Origin of the sequence: Chryseobacterium sp. AG363 (assembly GCF_003610675.1) — a bacterium.
In the GTDB taxonomy this organism is placed as follows: Bacteria; Bacteroidota; Bacteroidia; order Flavobacteriales; family Weeksellaceae; genus Chryseobacterium; species Chryseobacterium cucumeris.
The window spans coordinates 59,180-73,461 of the sequence record NZ_RAQF01000005.1; the positions used below are offsets into that span (position 1 = coordinate 59,180).

Annotated in this window: 15 protein-coding genes; 9 read left to right on the plus strand and 6 right to left on the minus strand. The window is 34.7% G+C overall.

The window, feature by feature from the left end; all coding sequences use genetic code 11:
• Positions 1-496: 496 nt before the first annotated feature.
• From DEU39_RS18720 to DEU39_RS18760, 9 genes are all read left to right on the plus strand, one after another.
• A complete protein-coding gene (locus DEU39_RS18720; protein ID WP_062676431.1) occupies positions 497-2,197 on the plus strand; it encodes a DEAD/DEAH box helicase in 1,701 nt (566 codons plus the stop codon).
• 151 nt (positions 2,198-2,348) lie between these two features.
• Complete coding sequence (locus DEU39_RS18725) at positions 2,349-2,987, plus strand: DUF47 domain-containing protein (protein WP_027374906.1); 639 nt, start codon at positions 2,349-2,351, stop codon at positions 2,985-2,987.
• 13 nt (positions 2,988-3,000) lie between these two features.
• Positions 3,001-4,143: an inorganic phosphate transporter gene (locus DEU39_RS18730; RefSeq protein WP_034700227.1), complete on the plus strand. Its 1,143-nt coding sequence runs from the start codon at positions 3,001-3,003 to the stop codon at positions 4,141-4,143.
• A 246-nt stretch (positions 4,144-4,389) separates the two neighbouring features.
• Positions 4,390-4,647 carry a hypothetical protein gene (locus DEU39_RS18735; RefSeq protein WP_120232967.1) on the plus strand — a complete coding sequence of 86 codons (258 nt, stop codon included), beginning with the start codon at positions 4,390-4,392 and terminating at the stop codon, positions 4,645-4,647.
• A gap of 42 nt (positions 4,648-4,689) precedes the next feature.
• Positions 4,690-5,460: a GLPGLI family protein gene (locus DEU39_RS18740; protein ID WP_120232968.1), complete on the plus strand. Its 771-nt coding sequence runs from the start codon at positions 4,690-4,692 to the stop codon at positions 5,458-5,460.
• A gap of 90 nt (positions 5,461-5,550) precedes the next feature.
• Positions 5,551-6,522, plus strand: a complete 972-nt coding sequence (locus tag DEU39_RS18745; RefSeq protein WP_062676428.1) for a polyprenyl synthetase family protein — start codon at positions 5,551-5,553, stop codon at positions 6,520-6,522.
• Positions 6,523-6,598: 76 nt separating this feature from the next.
• Positions 6,599-7,549: a GSCFA domain-containing protein gene (locus DEU39_RS18750; RefSeq protein WP_120232969.1), complete on the plus strand. Its 951-nt coding sequence runs from the start codon at positions 6,599-6,601 to the stop codon at positions 7,547-7,549.
• Positions 7,550-8,071: a DUF4269 domain-containing protein gene (locus tag DEU39_RS18755; protein ID WP_120232970.1), complete on the plus strand. Its 522-nt coding sequence runs from the start codon at positions 7,550-7,552 to the stop codon at positions 8,069-8,071.
• Positions 8,072-8,076: 5 nt separating this feature from the next.
• Complete coding sequence (locus DEU39_RS18760) at positions 8,077-8,841, plus strand: TatD family hydrolase (RefSeq protein ID WP_120232971.1); 765 nt, start codon at positions 8,077-8,079, stop codon at positions 8,839-8,841.
• Positions 8,842-8,898: 57 nt separating this feature from the next.
• Here DEU39_RS18760 and DEU39_RS18765 read toward each other — a convergent pair whose 3' ends face one another.
• The 6 genes from DEU39_RS18765 to DEU39_RS18790 form a co-directional block, all read right to left on the minus strand.
• A complete protein-coding gene (locus DEU39_RS18765; protein WP_062676423.1) occupies positions 8,899-10,203 on the minus strand; it encodes a DEAD/DEAH box helicase in 1,305 nt (434 codons plus the stop codon).
• Between the two features lie 179 nt (positions 10,204-10,382).
• On the minus strand, positions 10,383-11,021 hold the full coding sequence (locus DEU39_RS18770) for a porin family protein (RefSeq protein ID WP_120232972.1): 639 nt from the start codon (positions 11,019-11,021) through the stop codon (positions 10,383-10,385).
• A gap of 95 nt (positions 11,022-11,116) precedes the next feature.
• Positions 11,117-11,608 carry a DUF6438 domain-containing protein gene (locus tag DEU39_RS18775; protein ID WP_120233171.1) on the minus strand — a complete coding sequence of 164 codons (492 nt, stop codon included), beginning with the start codon at positions 11,606-11,608 and terminating at the stop codon, positions 11,117-11,119.
• Between the two features lie 343 nt (positions 11,609-11,951).
• Positions 11,952-12,935, minus strand: coding sequence for a GTPase ObgE (gene obgE / locus DEU39_RS18780; protein ID WP_076596748.1), 984 nt, complete (start codon positions 12,933-12,935; stop codon positions 11,952-11,954).
• 56 nt (positions 12,936-12,991) lie between these two features.
• Entirely contained in the window at positions 12,992-13,570 is a 579-nt protein-coding gene (locus DEU39_RS18785; protein WP_034697446.1) for an adenylate kinase, read from the minus strand.
• Positions 13,571-13,722: 152 nt separating this feature from the next.
• Entirely contained in the window at positions 13,723-14,277 is a 555-nt protein-coding gene (locus DEU39_RS18790) for a phosphoribosyltransferase (protein WP_047374145.1), read from the minus strand.
• Positions 14,278-14,282: the final 5 nt, after the last annotated feature.

The window sequence follows — 14,282 nt, forward strand, 5'->3', positions numbered from 1 at the left end:
TTGGAAATTCATACCACAATTCAAATGTACAAAATCTATTTAGGTTTTAAACTTTCAGTATGGATAATACACGGATATTAGATGATAAAGGAATTTGCAGTGGCAGATTGGGAATCAAAACAGGTTGATAAGTAAGGGGCTGCCAGGTACCGGATACCTGAAGCTCTCCTTATTCTTTTGAAGAAATTTTTATGTTATTTTAAGTGGTCTTTTGTGAGAAATTCAATGTTTTGCATAATAATATAAAAAGAAAAAAATATATGTTCTATGGTTTTATTTTTGAAAATTCATAAATATCACAGAAAAAATCAATCCAATTTAATAAAAAAAAATAATGTTTAACAAGTCCTTAGTTTAAGGCTGTTTTTTTTACATTTAATTTTCAAAAAATCAAAGAAATATTAAAAGATTCTGAATTTAAGATTGTATATTTAAAACTTTATTCAAAAACAAATCAAATATTTATTGTATCTTTGCAAAAATTTTAAAATAGTTAATGAATTTATTTACGGAAACCAATTTAAGTCCTGATATCCTTAAGGCAATTGGCGAACTGGGTTACGAAAGCCCAACAGAAATCCAAAAACAGACTATCCCTTTTATTCTTTCAGATATTCGCGACTTGATCGCACTTGCGCAGACAGGGACAGGCAAAACAGCAGCGTTTTCGCTTCCGATTTTGGATATGATTGACGATACGAGTCGCAAAATCCAATTATTGGTGCTTTGTCCGACACGGGAATTATGTCTTCAGATTTCGAAGGACATAAAGAATTACTCTAAGTATATGAAAGACATCAAGACAACTGCGGTTTATGGTGGAAGTAGTATTGTAGAGCAGATGAGATCTTTGAAGGACAAACCACAGATTATTGTGGGAACTCCGGGAAGAGTAATTGATCTTATCAACAGAAAAGCATTAGACTTTTCTGCGATTCATTGGTTAGTATTAGACGAAGCTGATGAAATGCTTTCTATGGGCTTCAAAGACGAATTGGAAACCATTCTAAGCGAAACTCCGGAAACTAAACAAACTTTCTTATTCTCTGCAACGATGAATAAAGAGGTGGAAAGAATTTCCAAAAATTATCTTACAAAGCCGCATCGTATTTCAGTAGGTTCTATCAACGAAGTGAAGAAGAACATTACTCACGAATACTATGTTGTAGGATACCGTCAGAAAAAAGAAGCATTAAAAAGATTAATTGATGCTAACCCTAACCAGTACTCCATTATCTTCTGTAGAACGAGAATGGAAACTCAGGAGGTTGCTGATTTCTTAATGCAGAACGGATATGCAGCTGATGCACTTCATGGTGATCTTTCTCAGGCACAGAGAGATACGGTAATGAAGAAATTCAGATTGAAAAATATTGATATTCTTGTAGCGACAGACGTTGCAGCAAGAGGATTGGATGTAAACTCTTTAACTCACGTTATTCACTTCTCTTTACCAGATGATCCTGAAGTATTCGTTCACAGAAGCGGTAGAACAGGTAGAGCTGGAAAAGATGGTATTTCTATGGCTTTAATAAAGCCTGAAGAAAGCAGAAAACTGAAACAGATCAAATCGGCAACGAAAATTGAAATTAACGAAAAATTCATTCCTACAGGTGAAGATATTATCAAAGCTCAGGTAGGTGGTGTATTCGAGAAATTATTAACGGAACACGAAGATCTTTTTGAATTTGATGATAGCTTAATCCCGGATCTGAGCAACTTTACAAAAGAAGAACTGGTACACCAGCTTCTACAGTTTCAGTTGAAAGATCTTGCTTTATACTACAAAGACAAGCATGACCTTGTTGAGCAGAAATTAAGCAGCAGAGACGATGACTATTCTAGAAGAGATCGCGGACGTGACAGAGACAGAGATAGAGGTCGCGACAGAGATCGTGGAGACCGTGGAAGAGACAGAGATCGTGGTGGAAAGCCAAGAAGAAGAGATGAAAACATGGTAAGATTTTTCTTCAACCTTGGTAAAAAAGACCATTTGAAGAAACTTGATGTTTTAGATATTATCAACAAAGCTACTGCTGGCGGAAAAACCAAAAAAAGAGCGGAAATCGGTGATATTGAAATCTTAGAGAAATTCTCTTTCTTCGAAGTTGAAAAATCGTTCAAAGACAATGTATTGAGCAATATTCAATCGATGAAGTTCAAAGGAAAAGATATGAGAGCTGAAGTAGCAAACTAATCTCTTCTTATACCATACAAAACCGGCATTGATGCCGGTTTTTTTGTTTGATAATCAGTAGTTAAGCGAATGTTAACAAAACTTAATGTTATATAGTTTCACGTACAATCCTTTTTTAAGAAATTTGCACACGAATTATAAATACTAAAAAATGGGAATTGGTAATATTTTCCACGCTTTTCAACCAAAAGATAAAATCTTCTTTGTACTTTTCGAAAAAGTAACTGAAAATCTAGTTGCAATGTCAGAAGAATTCAACACAGGAATCAAGGATTTCGATCTTAATGACGATTCAATGTTGAAGAAAATGAGCGACTTTGAACACAAGAATGATGAACTTACTCACGAAATTTTCGTAGAATTAGGGAAGAACTTCATTACACCTTTTGACCGTGAAGACATTCACACACTGGCAACAGGACTTGATGATATCGCTGATTATATCTACGCATCCACAAAATATATTTTCCTTTACAAATCACCGGAGATGAAGGCTTATTCAGACTTCTCTTTATTAATCCACAAAGCATGTCTTGAAATTCAGAATGCAATGAAAAACCTTAAAGGGTTCAAAAATATGGAACAGGTGAAAGAAGCTTGTATTAAGGTGAACTCTATTGAGAATATTGCTGACGATTTGCTTTCCAACTCAATGGTAGAATTATTTGAAACTAATGATGCCATCAACATTATTAAAGTTTCATCTGTATTAAACTACCTTGAAATTGTAACAGACAAAGCAGAAGATGTTGCCAATACGATTGAGAACATCATGATTAAATACGCCTAATACATAGCAAAAAATGGAATTTCCGATTTTACTTGTAGTTATTATTGCGCTGGCCCTGATCTTCGATTATATCAATGGTTTCCATGATGCAGCCAACTCAATTGCAACTATAGTTTCTACAAAAGTTTTAACTCCATTCCAGGCTGTACTTTGGGCGGCACTTTGGAACTTTGCAGCGTTCTTTATTGCTGCTTATATTATTGGAGAATTCAAAATTGGTAATACAATTGCCAAAACAGTTAATGAGAATTTTATCACTCTTGAGGTTATATTTTCCGGCCTTATCGCCGCAATTGCCTGGAACCTTTTGACATGGTGGTTCGGGATCCCTTCATCATCTTCACACACGCTGATCGGAGGTTTCTTAGGAGCGGCTCTTATGCATGCCTTCATGATGGATTATCATGATGTAGCTGCAGCACAACCCGGGCTTGGGATGTGGGATACCATTAAAGAAGCTTTCAGCCAGGTAACACAACAGGGTGTCGTAAAGTTTGATAAAGTAATTCCTATCTTCCTGTTCATTTTCATGGCACCAATCATAGGGATGATTATCTCGATCATTATAACTCTGATTATTGTACATCTTTATAAAAGATCAAACCCCCACAAAGCAGACCAGTCTTTCAAAAGATTACAGCTGGCTTCTTCAGCTTTATTCAGCTTGGGACACGGTTTGAATGATGCTCAGAAAGTAATGGGGATCATTGGTGCAGCAGTAATCTATTATCACGTAAATATGCTTCAGGATGCGCAGTATTTGAATATTCCTTCTGCAGAACGTTTTGATTATTTTGCACAGCATTATATCTGGGTTCCTTTGGTTTCCTTCCTTGCTATTGGTTTAGGTACAATGAGTGGTGGTTGGAAGATCATCAAAACAATGGGAACAAAGATTACGAAGGTAACTTCATTAGAAGGAGTAAGTGCAGAAACGGCAGGTGCTATTACCTTATTCATCACAGACCACTTCGGTATTCCTGTATCTACTACACACACGATTACAGGTTCTATCATCGGGGTAGGATTAACGAAAAGAATTTCAGCGGTAAGATGGGGAATCACTGTAAGCTTACTTTGGGCTTGGGTTCTTACCATTCCAATCTCTGCAATAGTAGCAGCAATTACTTATCTTGCAGTAACCTTCCTTTTCTAAAAAAACAAATCATACAATTATATAAACTTTGTCCATTTGGGCAAAGTTTTTTTATTGTGCAATGTTGAAATTTAAATTATTAATCAACGAACAGATATTTATTGTTGTGATCCATGTTTTTGTGTTTTGTTTAAAATAAGTTTCTTATTTTGTTGATTTCTATTGTTTTATAGTTTATTTGTTTTATACATTAGATAAACACTTTGCAATACTTTTGAACAAAAAAGTTTATTAATACAAATTACAATGAAAAAACTATTACTTCTTTCAGCATTTATGTTGGCAGCACTTATTAAAGCCAATAATTTTAATTTTAAGAATGAAAAAACAGCCCAAGCCGTTTTATTTACACGTTATTTAATAACACTAAAGACTGTTTGTGGAACTACTTATCAAACTGTTCTAGATACTGATTTCGATACGTATGATTGTGTAAATAATGAATGGGAAATGTATAATCAACAGGATTGTGGCCATGCCAGCTATGAGAATCCGCCTGTTTAATGTTTTCTGAAGCTGTTTGACCTACCTTGTATTTATTTTTTTATGAAAAAAAAATTAGGTATATTTTTTTATTTTCTTTTAATCTTTATTAAAAGTCAATCTCCTAAATTAGAAAGAGATATTTCTATACTGGAAGTCAGATACAACTTTTCATATATAACGGATACTTTGAATATAGAAAGCGTTGTTTCAGAACCAATGATACTCCTGGCTAATAGTAACAAATCTGTTTATTATAGTGAGAATTATAAAGCATTTTCTGATGGTTTTAAGAAACAGCTGGAAACTGCAATAAAGACTGGCAGTATTGTAGAACCAGGTAAATTACTACAATCGAAAGTAAGACATTGTGTTTATAAGGATAATGATTCTATCTACATATCAAATCACTTAGGTAATGACTTTTATACCTTTCGTACAGAAAACATTCATTGGAAGATTGATAACTTGATAACTAAAGTTATTCAAGGATATAAATGTACAAAAGCTGTTGCTAAAGTTGGAAAGAGAATATATATAGCATGGTTTACTCATGAAATACCTGTTAATGATGGTCCTTATAAGTTTAAAGGTCTTCCCGGATTGATTTTAGAGGTCAGCGATGAAAAAAAATATTTTAATTTTGAGTTTCTTTCTATAACTAAAACGAATTTACCTATAGAATATAAAAAAGGATTGTTGATTACTCAAGCTCAATACATAGAAAAGCGTAAAGAATACATTAATGACCCTTCCCAGGGTAAAATTAATACTCCAGAGTACAGAAAAAGAATTGAAAAAAATAAGAAGAAATTTAATAATTTTTTAGAATAGCGAATAATCATAAAAATCCTCATCAAAACGATGTTTTTTTGTTTTATAAAGCCTTGGAAAATCGTATTTTTGTTCAAATTATAAGATTTTATGGAATTTTTAGACAGATACCAGCAGATTGTTGCAGATGCCATCACTAAATATACTTTTAAAGATAAACCTTCGGAGCTCTATGATCCGATGAACTATATTATTTCCCATGGTGGAAAACGCCTTCGTCCTATTATGGTGTTAATGGCATGTGATATGTTCGGTGGAGATCTTAAGCAGGCAATCAAGCCGGCATTGGCTATCGAGTTTTTCCATAACTTCACCCTGATCCATGATGATATTATGGATGAGGCTCCTTTAAGAAGGAACAAGCCTACTATTCATACTTTACACGGGCTTAATGTAGGAATTCTTTCCGGAGACGGACTGATGTTGAAAGCGTATAAGTTTTTTGAGGATCTGGAACCTGAAATATTCAAGGCATGTATCAGAATATTTACCCATACAGGACTTCTGTTATGCGAAGGTCAACAGTACGATATTAATTTTGAAACTCAGGAAAATGTTACTTTTGATGACTATATCAGAATGATTACTTATAAAACCGGGGTATTAAGTGCTTCTTCATTTGAAATCGGAGCTTTGATTGCAAGAGCAGATTTTAAAGATGCCAAAGCTATTTTCAATTTCGGAAAACATATCGGAATTGCCTTCCAGATTATGGATGATTATCTTGATGTATTCGGAGATCAGGCGCAGTTTGGTAAAAAACATGCCGGAGACATCTACGAAAACAAGAAAACTGTTCTGTATCTGCTAGCAAGAGAACACGCTACAGACGAAGAAAGAAAAGAATTGGACTACTGGTATTCTAAGAAGACTGAAAATGTTGATAAAGTATATGGAGTAGAAAAGATCTTCAGAAGAACAAAAGTAGATGAAAAAGCATTACGTCTGATTGAAAAACATAATGAGATTGGACAAAGTTATCTTCAGAAAATTGATGTGCCGGAAGAAAAGAAAAAACCTTTTATTGAACTGGCCAATTATTTGTTGAGAAGAGAAAGTTAATATAGGCAGCAGATGATAGGTAGCAGGTAACAGTAATTTGTCCGCTACTTATTTCCTGCAACCTAACCCTTATACAATGAAATTCAGAACAGAAGTTGATATTCCCGCATCAGAAAAGAAGATTGAAATTGAAGATAGAATATTTTCAATAGGCTCATGTTTTGCCTCTGAAATGACGGATTTACTCCAGGACGGACAACTTCAGACCCTTAATAATCCTTTTGGAACTATTTTTAACCCTTTTTCTATTAATAATGCAGTCAACAGATTACATGACTCTGCATTTTACGCAGAAGAGGAACTGATCACTTACAATGAAGAATATATATCTCTGGATCATCATACCAGTTTTGATACCCGTTATATTCATCAGACCCTGGATAAGATTAATGGAGCTATTGAAGCAGGAAATGCCTTTCTTCAGGAAGCCGACTGGATTATTATTACCTACGGGTCCTCATTTATTTATGAATTCCTTCCCAAGAACAAGCTGGTAGCCAACTGTCATAAAATTCCGCAAAAGTTTTTTGAGAAAAGACTGCTATCTCATCAGGAACTCACCACTTCAATTTACCAGACGATTCTGGATCTTAAAGATATTTGTAAAGAAGGAGTACAAATCTTATTTACTGTTTCACCTGTAAGGCATACCAAAGATGGAATGGTAGAAAATCAGTTAAGTAAGTCCAAATTAATCACTGCTATCCACGAGTCTATTTCTCTCTTTGAAGACTGTCATTATCTGCCTGTCTATGAGATTTTGATGGATGACCTCCGGGACTATCGCTTCTATAAAGAAGATATGATTCATCCTAGTACACAGGCGGTAAATTATATTTTTGAGAAGTTTGGAAAATCTTATTTTTCAGAAGAAACTCAGAATTTTATCAAAGAAAACTTTAAGATTATGAGAGCCCTGGAACATAAAACCAGTGATAAGAAAGATCCTAAGTTTATCGAGTTCAGAGAAAAACTGGATCAGAGAATTGAAGTACAGCGTAAAAAAGTAAAACATAGAATATTTTAAATGCTTGATTTCACCAGAATTGACTATCTGAAAGATGGAAATGAAAGACAGAAAAAAGCTTACGAAATTCTTACAAAATATCGTGTTTTTGATAAATTGAAGGACTATTCTCCTATTTTAGCAGGAACTGTTCCTATAGAGATTGACATCAAAGGAAGTGATCTGGATCTTATTTTCGAGGTGGATTTAAAATATGAACAGGATTTTCTGGATGATTTACTATTTTGTCAGCTTATTCCTCACGATGTAGAAGTGGAATATCCTATTGTAAACGGGGAAAAATGCATGACTTTAAATTTTATGCTGGAAGGGTTTCCCATTGAGATCTTTGGACAGAATAAGCCTACAAAACAGCAGAACGCTTATCTTCATATGATGGCCGAATACAAAATATTAAAAGAAAAAGGAGAAGAATTTAAACAAAGAATAATAGAACTTAAAAAACAGGGAATAAAAACGGAGCCCGCTTTCGGAATATTGCTGGGACTTGAAAATCCTTACGAAGATCTATTGAAATTTTAAATAAAATGATTGATACACATACACACTTATACGCAGAAGAATTTGATGAAGACAGAAAAGAAGCTATTCAAAGAGCAGTAGATAAAGGAATTACAGAATTTTATCTTCCTGCTATTGATTCTGAATCACATGAAAAAATGCTGCAGCTGGAAACAGAATATCCGGGACAGATTTTTTCAATGATGGGATTACATCCTTGCTATGTAAAACCGGAATCCTGGGAAAAAGAACTTGAAATTGTAAAAAAATATCTTGATCAAAGACATTTTCCAGCAATTGGAGAGATCGGAATTGACTTGTACTGGGATAAGACGACATTGGATATTCAGGTAAAAGCTTTTGAACAGCAGATTGACTGGGCAATAGAAAGAGACCTTCCGATTGTGATCCACACCAGAGAAAGCTTTGATGAGACTTTTGAAGTTTTAGAACGAAAAAAGCACCCGAAACTAAGAGGAATTTTCCATTGTTTTTCAGGGAATCTCGAACAGGCGCAGCATGCTATTGACCTTAACTTCATTTTAGGAATCGGTGGAGTAGTGACCTTTAAAAACGGAAAAATAGACCAGTTTCTGAATGAAGTTCCGTTGGACAAAATTGTTTTGGAAACAGATTCTCCATACCTGGCACCGGTTCCCCACAGAGGAAAAAGGAATGAAAGCTCTTATCTGGACCTGGTTGCCGGAAAGCTGGTGAATATCTATGGAAAAGATTTTTCTGAGATAGACCGCATCACGACAGAAAATGCCAAGAATCTTTTTAAATTATAAAATTCTGAACTTTAAGATAAATAGAAACCCTTTTCGTTTTTGAAAAGGGTTTCGTTTTTATTTTTTTCTGGTGAAATTCTTATTCTTAGGTTTTTTAAACCCTACTGAAGCCCCCGCTGCAGGCTTTTTACGGTTATTATTTGGCCTTGAATTATTACCATTACCTGTTTTAGGTTTTCCACCCCCTGCAGCTACAGGTTTGTTATTAGAATCCCTTTTCTGTGCTACCAGGTCATCAGTATGGAACGGATGATCCTTGATTACAGGAATTTTCTTTCCAATTAGTTTTTCAGTATTCTTTAAGTTCAAAAGATCAAGTCCGTCTACAAAAGATATAGAATTACCTTCGGCTCCTGCTCTTCCTGTTCTTCCGATTCTGTGTACATAGGTTTCAGAAACATCAGAAAGCTCAAAATTGATCACGAATTTCAGCTCATCAATATCAATCCCTCTGGCAGCAATATCAGTCGCTACAAGAACTCTTGTTTTTCCGGATTTAAAATTATTCAACGCATTCTGTCTCGCATTCTGAGATTTATTACCATGAATCGCTTCTGCGGAGATATTGTCCTTCTGAAGCTTTCTGGAAATCTTATCTGCACCGTGTTTTGTTCTTGCAAAAACCAATACAGAGTCTGAAATATCATTTTGAAGAATATGAGAAAGCAAATTCAGTTTGTTGTCTTTTTCTACGAAATACACAGATTGTTTGATAGTATCTGCAGTAGAAGAAACCGGAGTTACCTCTACCTTTACCGGATTATTCAGGATCGAATTAGCCAGTTTCTGAATTTCAGTCGGCATTGTTGCTGAAAAGAATAAAGTCTGTCTTCTCTGAGGTAAAAGTTTAATGATTCTTTTTACATCATGTACAAAACCCATATCCAGCATTCTGTCTGCCTCATCAAGAACAAAAATCTCAAGATTTTTCAGGCTGATGATTCCTTGTGCAATAAAATCCAGAAGTCTTCCCGGAGTTGCTACCAGAATATCAACACCCTTTCTCAAAGCTGCTTCCTGATTTCCTTGTTTTACTCCTCCGAAAATAACAAGTTGCTTTAAGGGAAGATATTTACCGTAAGCATTAATATTTTCCTCAATCTGAATCGCCAGTTCTCTGGTGGGAGTAAGGATTAACGCTTTTATATGTTTATTGGGAATTTTATTTTTAGATAAATTCTGTAAAATAGGGATAGAAAAAGCTGCTGTCTTTCCTGTTCCTGTTTGCGCACAACCTAAAAAGTCTCTGCCTTCCAGGATATCAGGAATAGATCTTTCCTGGATAGGAGTAGGAGTCGTGTATCCCTGTTCCTGAATTGCTTTTGCAATAGGTTCTATTAAGTTTAAGTCTGTAAAATTCAAATGAATTATTTTAAAATTTAAATAAAAATTCCTTCAGTCTGAAAGAATTACATTCTGCAAAGGTAGTCTAAATATTTTTAAGTATCTTATTCCACTTTTTTTAGACTTATTGCTTATTGAAAAATAGAAATGGCAACCCGAATGTGAGCCGCCATTTTTTTCTGTTACATATCCGCAGTTTATTTAAATCTATATCCTACACCAGCCTGAAGAAATCCAATTTTAGTAGGAACAGCATTGCTTCTATTCATTTCTATAAAATTGAAATTGTATCTGGCGTCAACAAAAAACTTTTGATTAATCTTATATTCTGCACCCAGAAAAGGAAATAAGTTCAAGGTTTTTAAAGATTCGTAATTGTGGGTTTCAGCCTCATCAAAAACAGTATTCATTTTTACTTTGGATGATATATTAAATCCTAAGTTCATCCCTACAGAAGCAGAAAGCTCTGGAACAATATAATATTTTACTGAAATGGGAACCTGTATCTGGTTGAATTTGTAATCAAAGTGCATATCACCCACGTCTACTACTTCATTGCCTACCAACTCATACCAGGGATAAGCGTCTTTACCACCCAATTGAGTATATAGTAATTCAGCCTGTAAGCCAAATTTAGAAGATAAAGGCTGCTCTGCTGCAATACCTAAATAAAAATAGGATTTTGAATCCAGCCCGGTTCCAAAAAACTTCATATTGGATAATGAATATCCTCCCTTGACGCCAAAGCTCATAGATGCCTGATCTTTTGTGTTTTCTTGTGCTTTAAATATTGCTGAGAAAGCAAATACTGTGATAAAGAAAATGTTCTTCTTCATATTTATTTTTAAATGATTAAAAGTTTTTATAAAAAAATAATTCCTCCAAACGAAGGAATTACTTTTACAAAGATAATTTAAATATTTTAGTGAAGCTATTTCACTTTATCCCATTGTTGATTCTTTCTTAAGTTTTCAAAAAACTGATACACTTCCGAAAGCTTTTCACTTCCACGTTTTCCATAATCTTCCACATTTTTTGAAGTTCCGTCAGCAAATTTGATTCTTAAATAAGACGTTGGAAGATCGGTAATATTGTGTTCACCGTACTTATCATTCAAACTTTTTACATGTAAGTCATCAAGTAAACTGATTAATTTATTGTAATCTTCTTCTTTAATGGTTCCTTTAAAAGTACCTTCACGGGGCTTTGAAAACTCATCTTTTGAAGGCTTATCATTAAAATTAAAATGTTCCGCTTCAAAAACTGCAGTTCTGTCCGGATTGATTGTCATTGTAAAAACAGGGCAGAATCCAAAACATGGAGTAGCCTCATATTCAATTTTAGTATATTTTGAACTTACTTTTTGAGAAGTTATACACGATGTTAACAATACAAATGCACAAATGGCTAACAAATATTTCATAGTTTTTTCAATTTGAAAAGGTCTCCCAATAATTGTTCCAAAAGTATTCATCTTACTATGTTTTTATGTTAAATATAGAAAAGGAAAGTTGTTTAAGCCTTTGCTTTTTTGAACCATTAAGATTGTATTAAGGTGTTAAGAATATAAAGATAAGCTTTGCCGTATGCTTAAGAAATCAGGATGATTCATCTTAACTTTACTTCATTTCTTATATCCATTCTTAATGGTTTAAAATATTGAATGGAAGAAATTGTATAAATGAAAACAGCCTCAGGTTCTCCTAAGGCTGTTGTTTTATAATGCAGTTCTATTTTCAAAATAAAACTGATAAATCAATGTATTTCTATCCGTGCAATTGTTTCCAGATAGCATCTTTCAGCTCCATAAGACCTTCTCCGGTAACACCTGAGAAGAACAGAGGCTGTTTGTTTTCCGGGAACTCTGCTGCAATTTCCTTCTTCAGTTCATCATCCAAAAGATCAGATTTTGAAACAGAAACAATGAAATCTTTATCCAGTAATTCTGGGTTATATTCTTTCAATTCATTTTCAAGAATTTTAAACTCCTGGAAATGATTTTCAGAGTCAGCCGGAATTAAGAATAAAAGGATAGAGTTTCTTTCAATATGTCTCAGGAATCTGTGTCCTAAGCCTTTTCCTTCTGCTGCTCCTTCAATAATCCCGGGAATATCAGCCATTACAAATGATTTGTAATTTCTGTAATCTACAATCCCAAGGTTAGGAGTTAAAGTGGTAAAAGCATAATTGGCAATTTTTGGTTTTGCCGCAGAAACAGATGCTAAAAGTGTAGATTTTCCAGCATTTGGAAATCCAACAAGTCCTACATCGGCCAAAATTTTAAGTTCGAAAACCACATAGCCTTCTTCACCATCCATTCCGGGTTGAGCATATCTTGGAGTTTGGTTGGTAGAGGATTTGAAATGTTCGTTTCCTTTTCCTCCTTTTCCTCCCTGCATCAAAATGATTTCCTGCTTATCTTCAAGGATTTCTCCGATAATTTCACCTTCTTCATTTTTAGCGATAGTCCCAATTGGAACATCAATATAAATATCAGAACCGTCAGCTCCTGTCAGCTGGTTTTTCGCTCCGTTTTCACCTCGTTCAGCTTTTATGTGACGAGTGTATCGGAGTGGAAGCAAAGTCCATTCATTAGCATTTCCTCTCATGATGACGTGTCCGCCACGACCTCCGTCGCCACCGTCAGGACCACCTTTAGGAATATACTTTTCACGGCGAAGGTGGGCAGAACCAGCACCTCCGTGTCCGCTTTTACAATGGATCTTTACGTAATCTACAAAGTTAGACATATAGTTTGTGTTGCGGGTTGAAGGGATGAAACTTCTTATCCCTTGCCATATCCCGATTATTTAATTTTCTCTACCTCAGCGAAAAGTTTTTGGGAAATCTCATCAATTTCTCCAACACCGTTTACTTCTACATATTTACCCTGCTGCTTATAAAGCTCGGCAACTTCTGCTGTTTTGGTATAATATTCTTTAATTCTGTTTTCGATGATCTCTACATTGCTGTCGTCTGATCTTCCGCTGGTTTCACCTCTTTTCAGAAGTCTTTCAACCAAAATTTTGTCCTCTACTACCAATGAAAGACAGATGTCAATCTCATCATTCAGTACTTCTTTAACGATGGTTTCCAAAGCTTCTGTCTGAGCAGTTGTTCTTGGATATCCGTCAAAAATAAAACCGTTGGTATCAGTAGGTTTTTTGATCTCGTCGATCAGCATATCTGTTGTTACCTGATCCGGAACCAATTCTCCCTTATCGATGTATGACTTAGCCAGTTTTCCAAGTTCAGTGTCATTTTTCATATTGTATCTGAAAAGATCACCTGTTGAAACCTGTTTTAAATTGAATTTCTCGATTAGATTCTGAGCTTGTGTTCCTTTTCCACTTCCTGGAGGGCCGAACAGAACAATGTTTATCATAATGTTGATACGCTTCCAGCAATGGGCATTTTGCTTCCGGCTTGTGGCTTTTGGCGGCTTGCTTTTTTGCTTTCAGCTTTTTTAAGTTATTATTAAATTTATTTCTTTATATAATTTTAAGCTAAAAGCTATCAGCTAATAGCCAACAGCATTTAATGGTTGATTTGTCCGTCTTCCAACTGATATAAATTCGGAAGGTTTCTTCCTAATTCATCATAATCCAGCCCGTATCCAAGTACAAATTTGTTCGGGATTTCTTTTCCGATATAATCCAGTTTGAAATCTTTCTTGTAAATCTCAGGTTTCAATAAGAAACTAGCCAGTTTTACAGATTTTGGACGTTGTGTTTCTTTGAAATATTTGAAAAGACTTTCAACGGTATTTCCTGTATCTACAATGTCTTCCACAAGAATAATATGACGGTCTCTTACGTCTTTAGTAAGCTCCATTTTCTGATAAACGATCCCTGTAGATTCTGTTCCTACATAAGAACTCATTTGAATGAAGGCAATTTCGCATTCTCCCGGGTAATATTTTAAAAGATCAGAGAAGAACATCACCACTCCATTTAACACCCCAATGAAAACAGGAACTTCATCCTTGTAATCTTCATAAATTCTTAACGCTGTCTCTTTTACAATTTCCTGAATTTCGGCATCCTTTAAATAAGGAACGAAAGTTTTGTCGTGAACTTTAATGCTTTCCATAAAAT

Excerpts from the sequence above, each read along its gene's own strand:
- DEU39_RS18720 (WP_062676431.1), top strand. The coding sequence starts at position 497 with ATGAATTTATTTACGGAAACCAATTTAAGTCCTGATATCCTTAAGGCA.
- DEU39_RS18725 (WP_027374906.1), top strand. The coding sequence starts at position 2,349 with ATGGGAATTGGTAATATTTTCCACGCTTTTCAACCAAAAGATAAAATC.
- DEU39_RS18730 (WP_034700227.1), top strand. The coding sequence starts at position 3,001 with ATGGAATTTCCGATTTTACTTGTAGTTATTATTGCGCTGGCCCTGATC.
- DEU39_RS18735 (WP_120232967.1), top strand. The coding sequence starts at position 4,390 with ATGAAAAAACTATTACTTCTTTCAGCATTTATGTTGGCAGCACTTATT.
- DEU39_RS18740 (WP_120232968.1), top strand. The coding sequence starts at position 4,690 with ATGAAAAAAAAATTAGGTATATTTTTTTATTTTCTTTTAATCTTTATT.
- DEU39_RS18745 (WP_062676428.1), top strand. The coding sequence starts at position 5,551 with ATGGAATTTTTAGACAGATACCAGCAGATTGTTGCAGATGCCATCACT.
- DEU39_RS18750 (WP_120232969.1), top strand. The coding sequence starts at position 6,599 with ATGAAATTCAGAACAGAAGTTGATATTCCCGCATCAGAAAAGAAGATT.
- DEU39_RS18755 (WP_120232970.1), top strand. The coding sequence starts at position 7,550 with ATGCTTGATTTCACCAGAATTGACTATCTGAAAGATGGAAATGAAAGA.
- DEU39_RS18760 (WP_120232971.1), top strand. The coding sequence starts at position 8,077 with ATGATTGATACACATACACACTTATACGCAGAAGAATTTGATGAAGAC.
- DEU39_RS18770 (WP_120232972.1), bottom strand. The coding sequence starts at position 11,021 with ATGAAGAAGAACATTTTCTTTATCACAGTATTTGCTTTCTCAGCAATA.
- DEU39_RS18775 (WP_120233171.1), bottom strand. The coding sequence starts at position 11,608 with ATGAAATATTTGTTAGCCATTTGTGCATTTGTATTGTTAACATCGTGT.
- obgE (WP_076596748.1), bottom strand. The coding sequence starts at position 12,935 with ATGTCTAACTTTGTAGATTACGTAAAGATCCATTGTAAAAGCGGACAC.
- DEU39_RS18785 (WP_034697446.1), bottom strand. The coding sequence starts at position 13,570 with ATGATAAACATTGTTCTGTTCGGCCCTCCAGGAAGTGGAAAAGGAACA.
- DEU39_RS18790 (WP_047374145.1), bottom strand. The coding sequence starts at position 14,277 with ATGGAAAGCATTAAAGTTCACGACAAAACTTTCGTTCCTTATTTAAAG.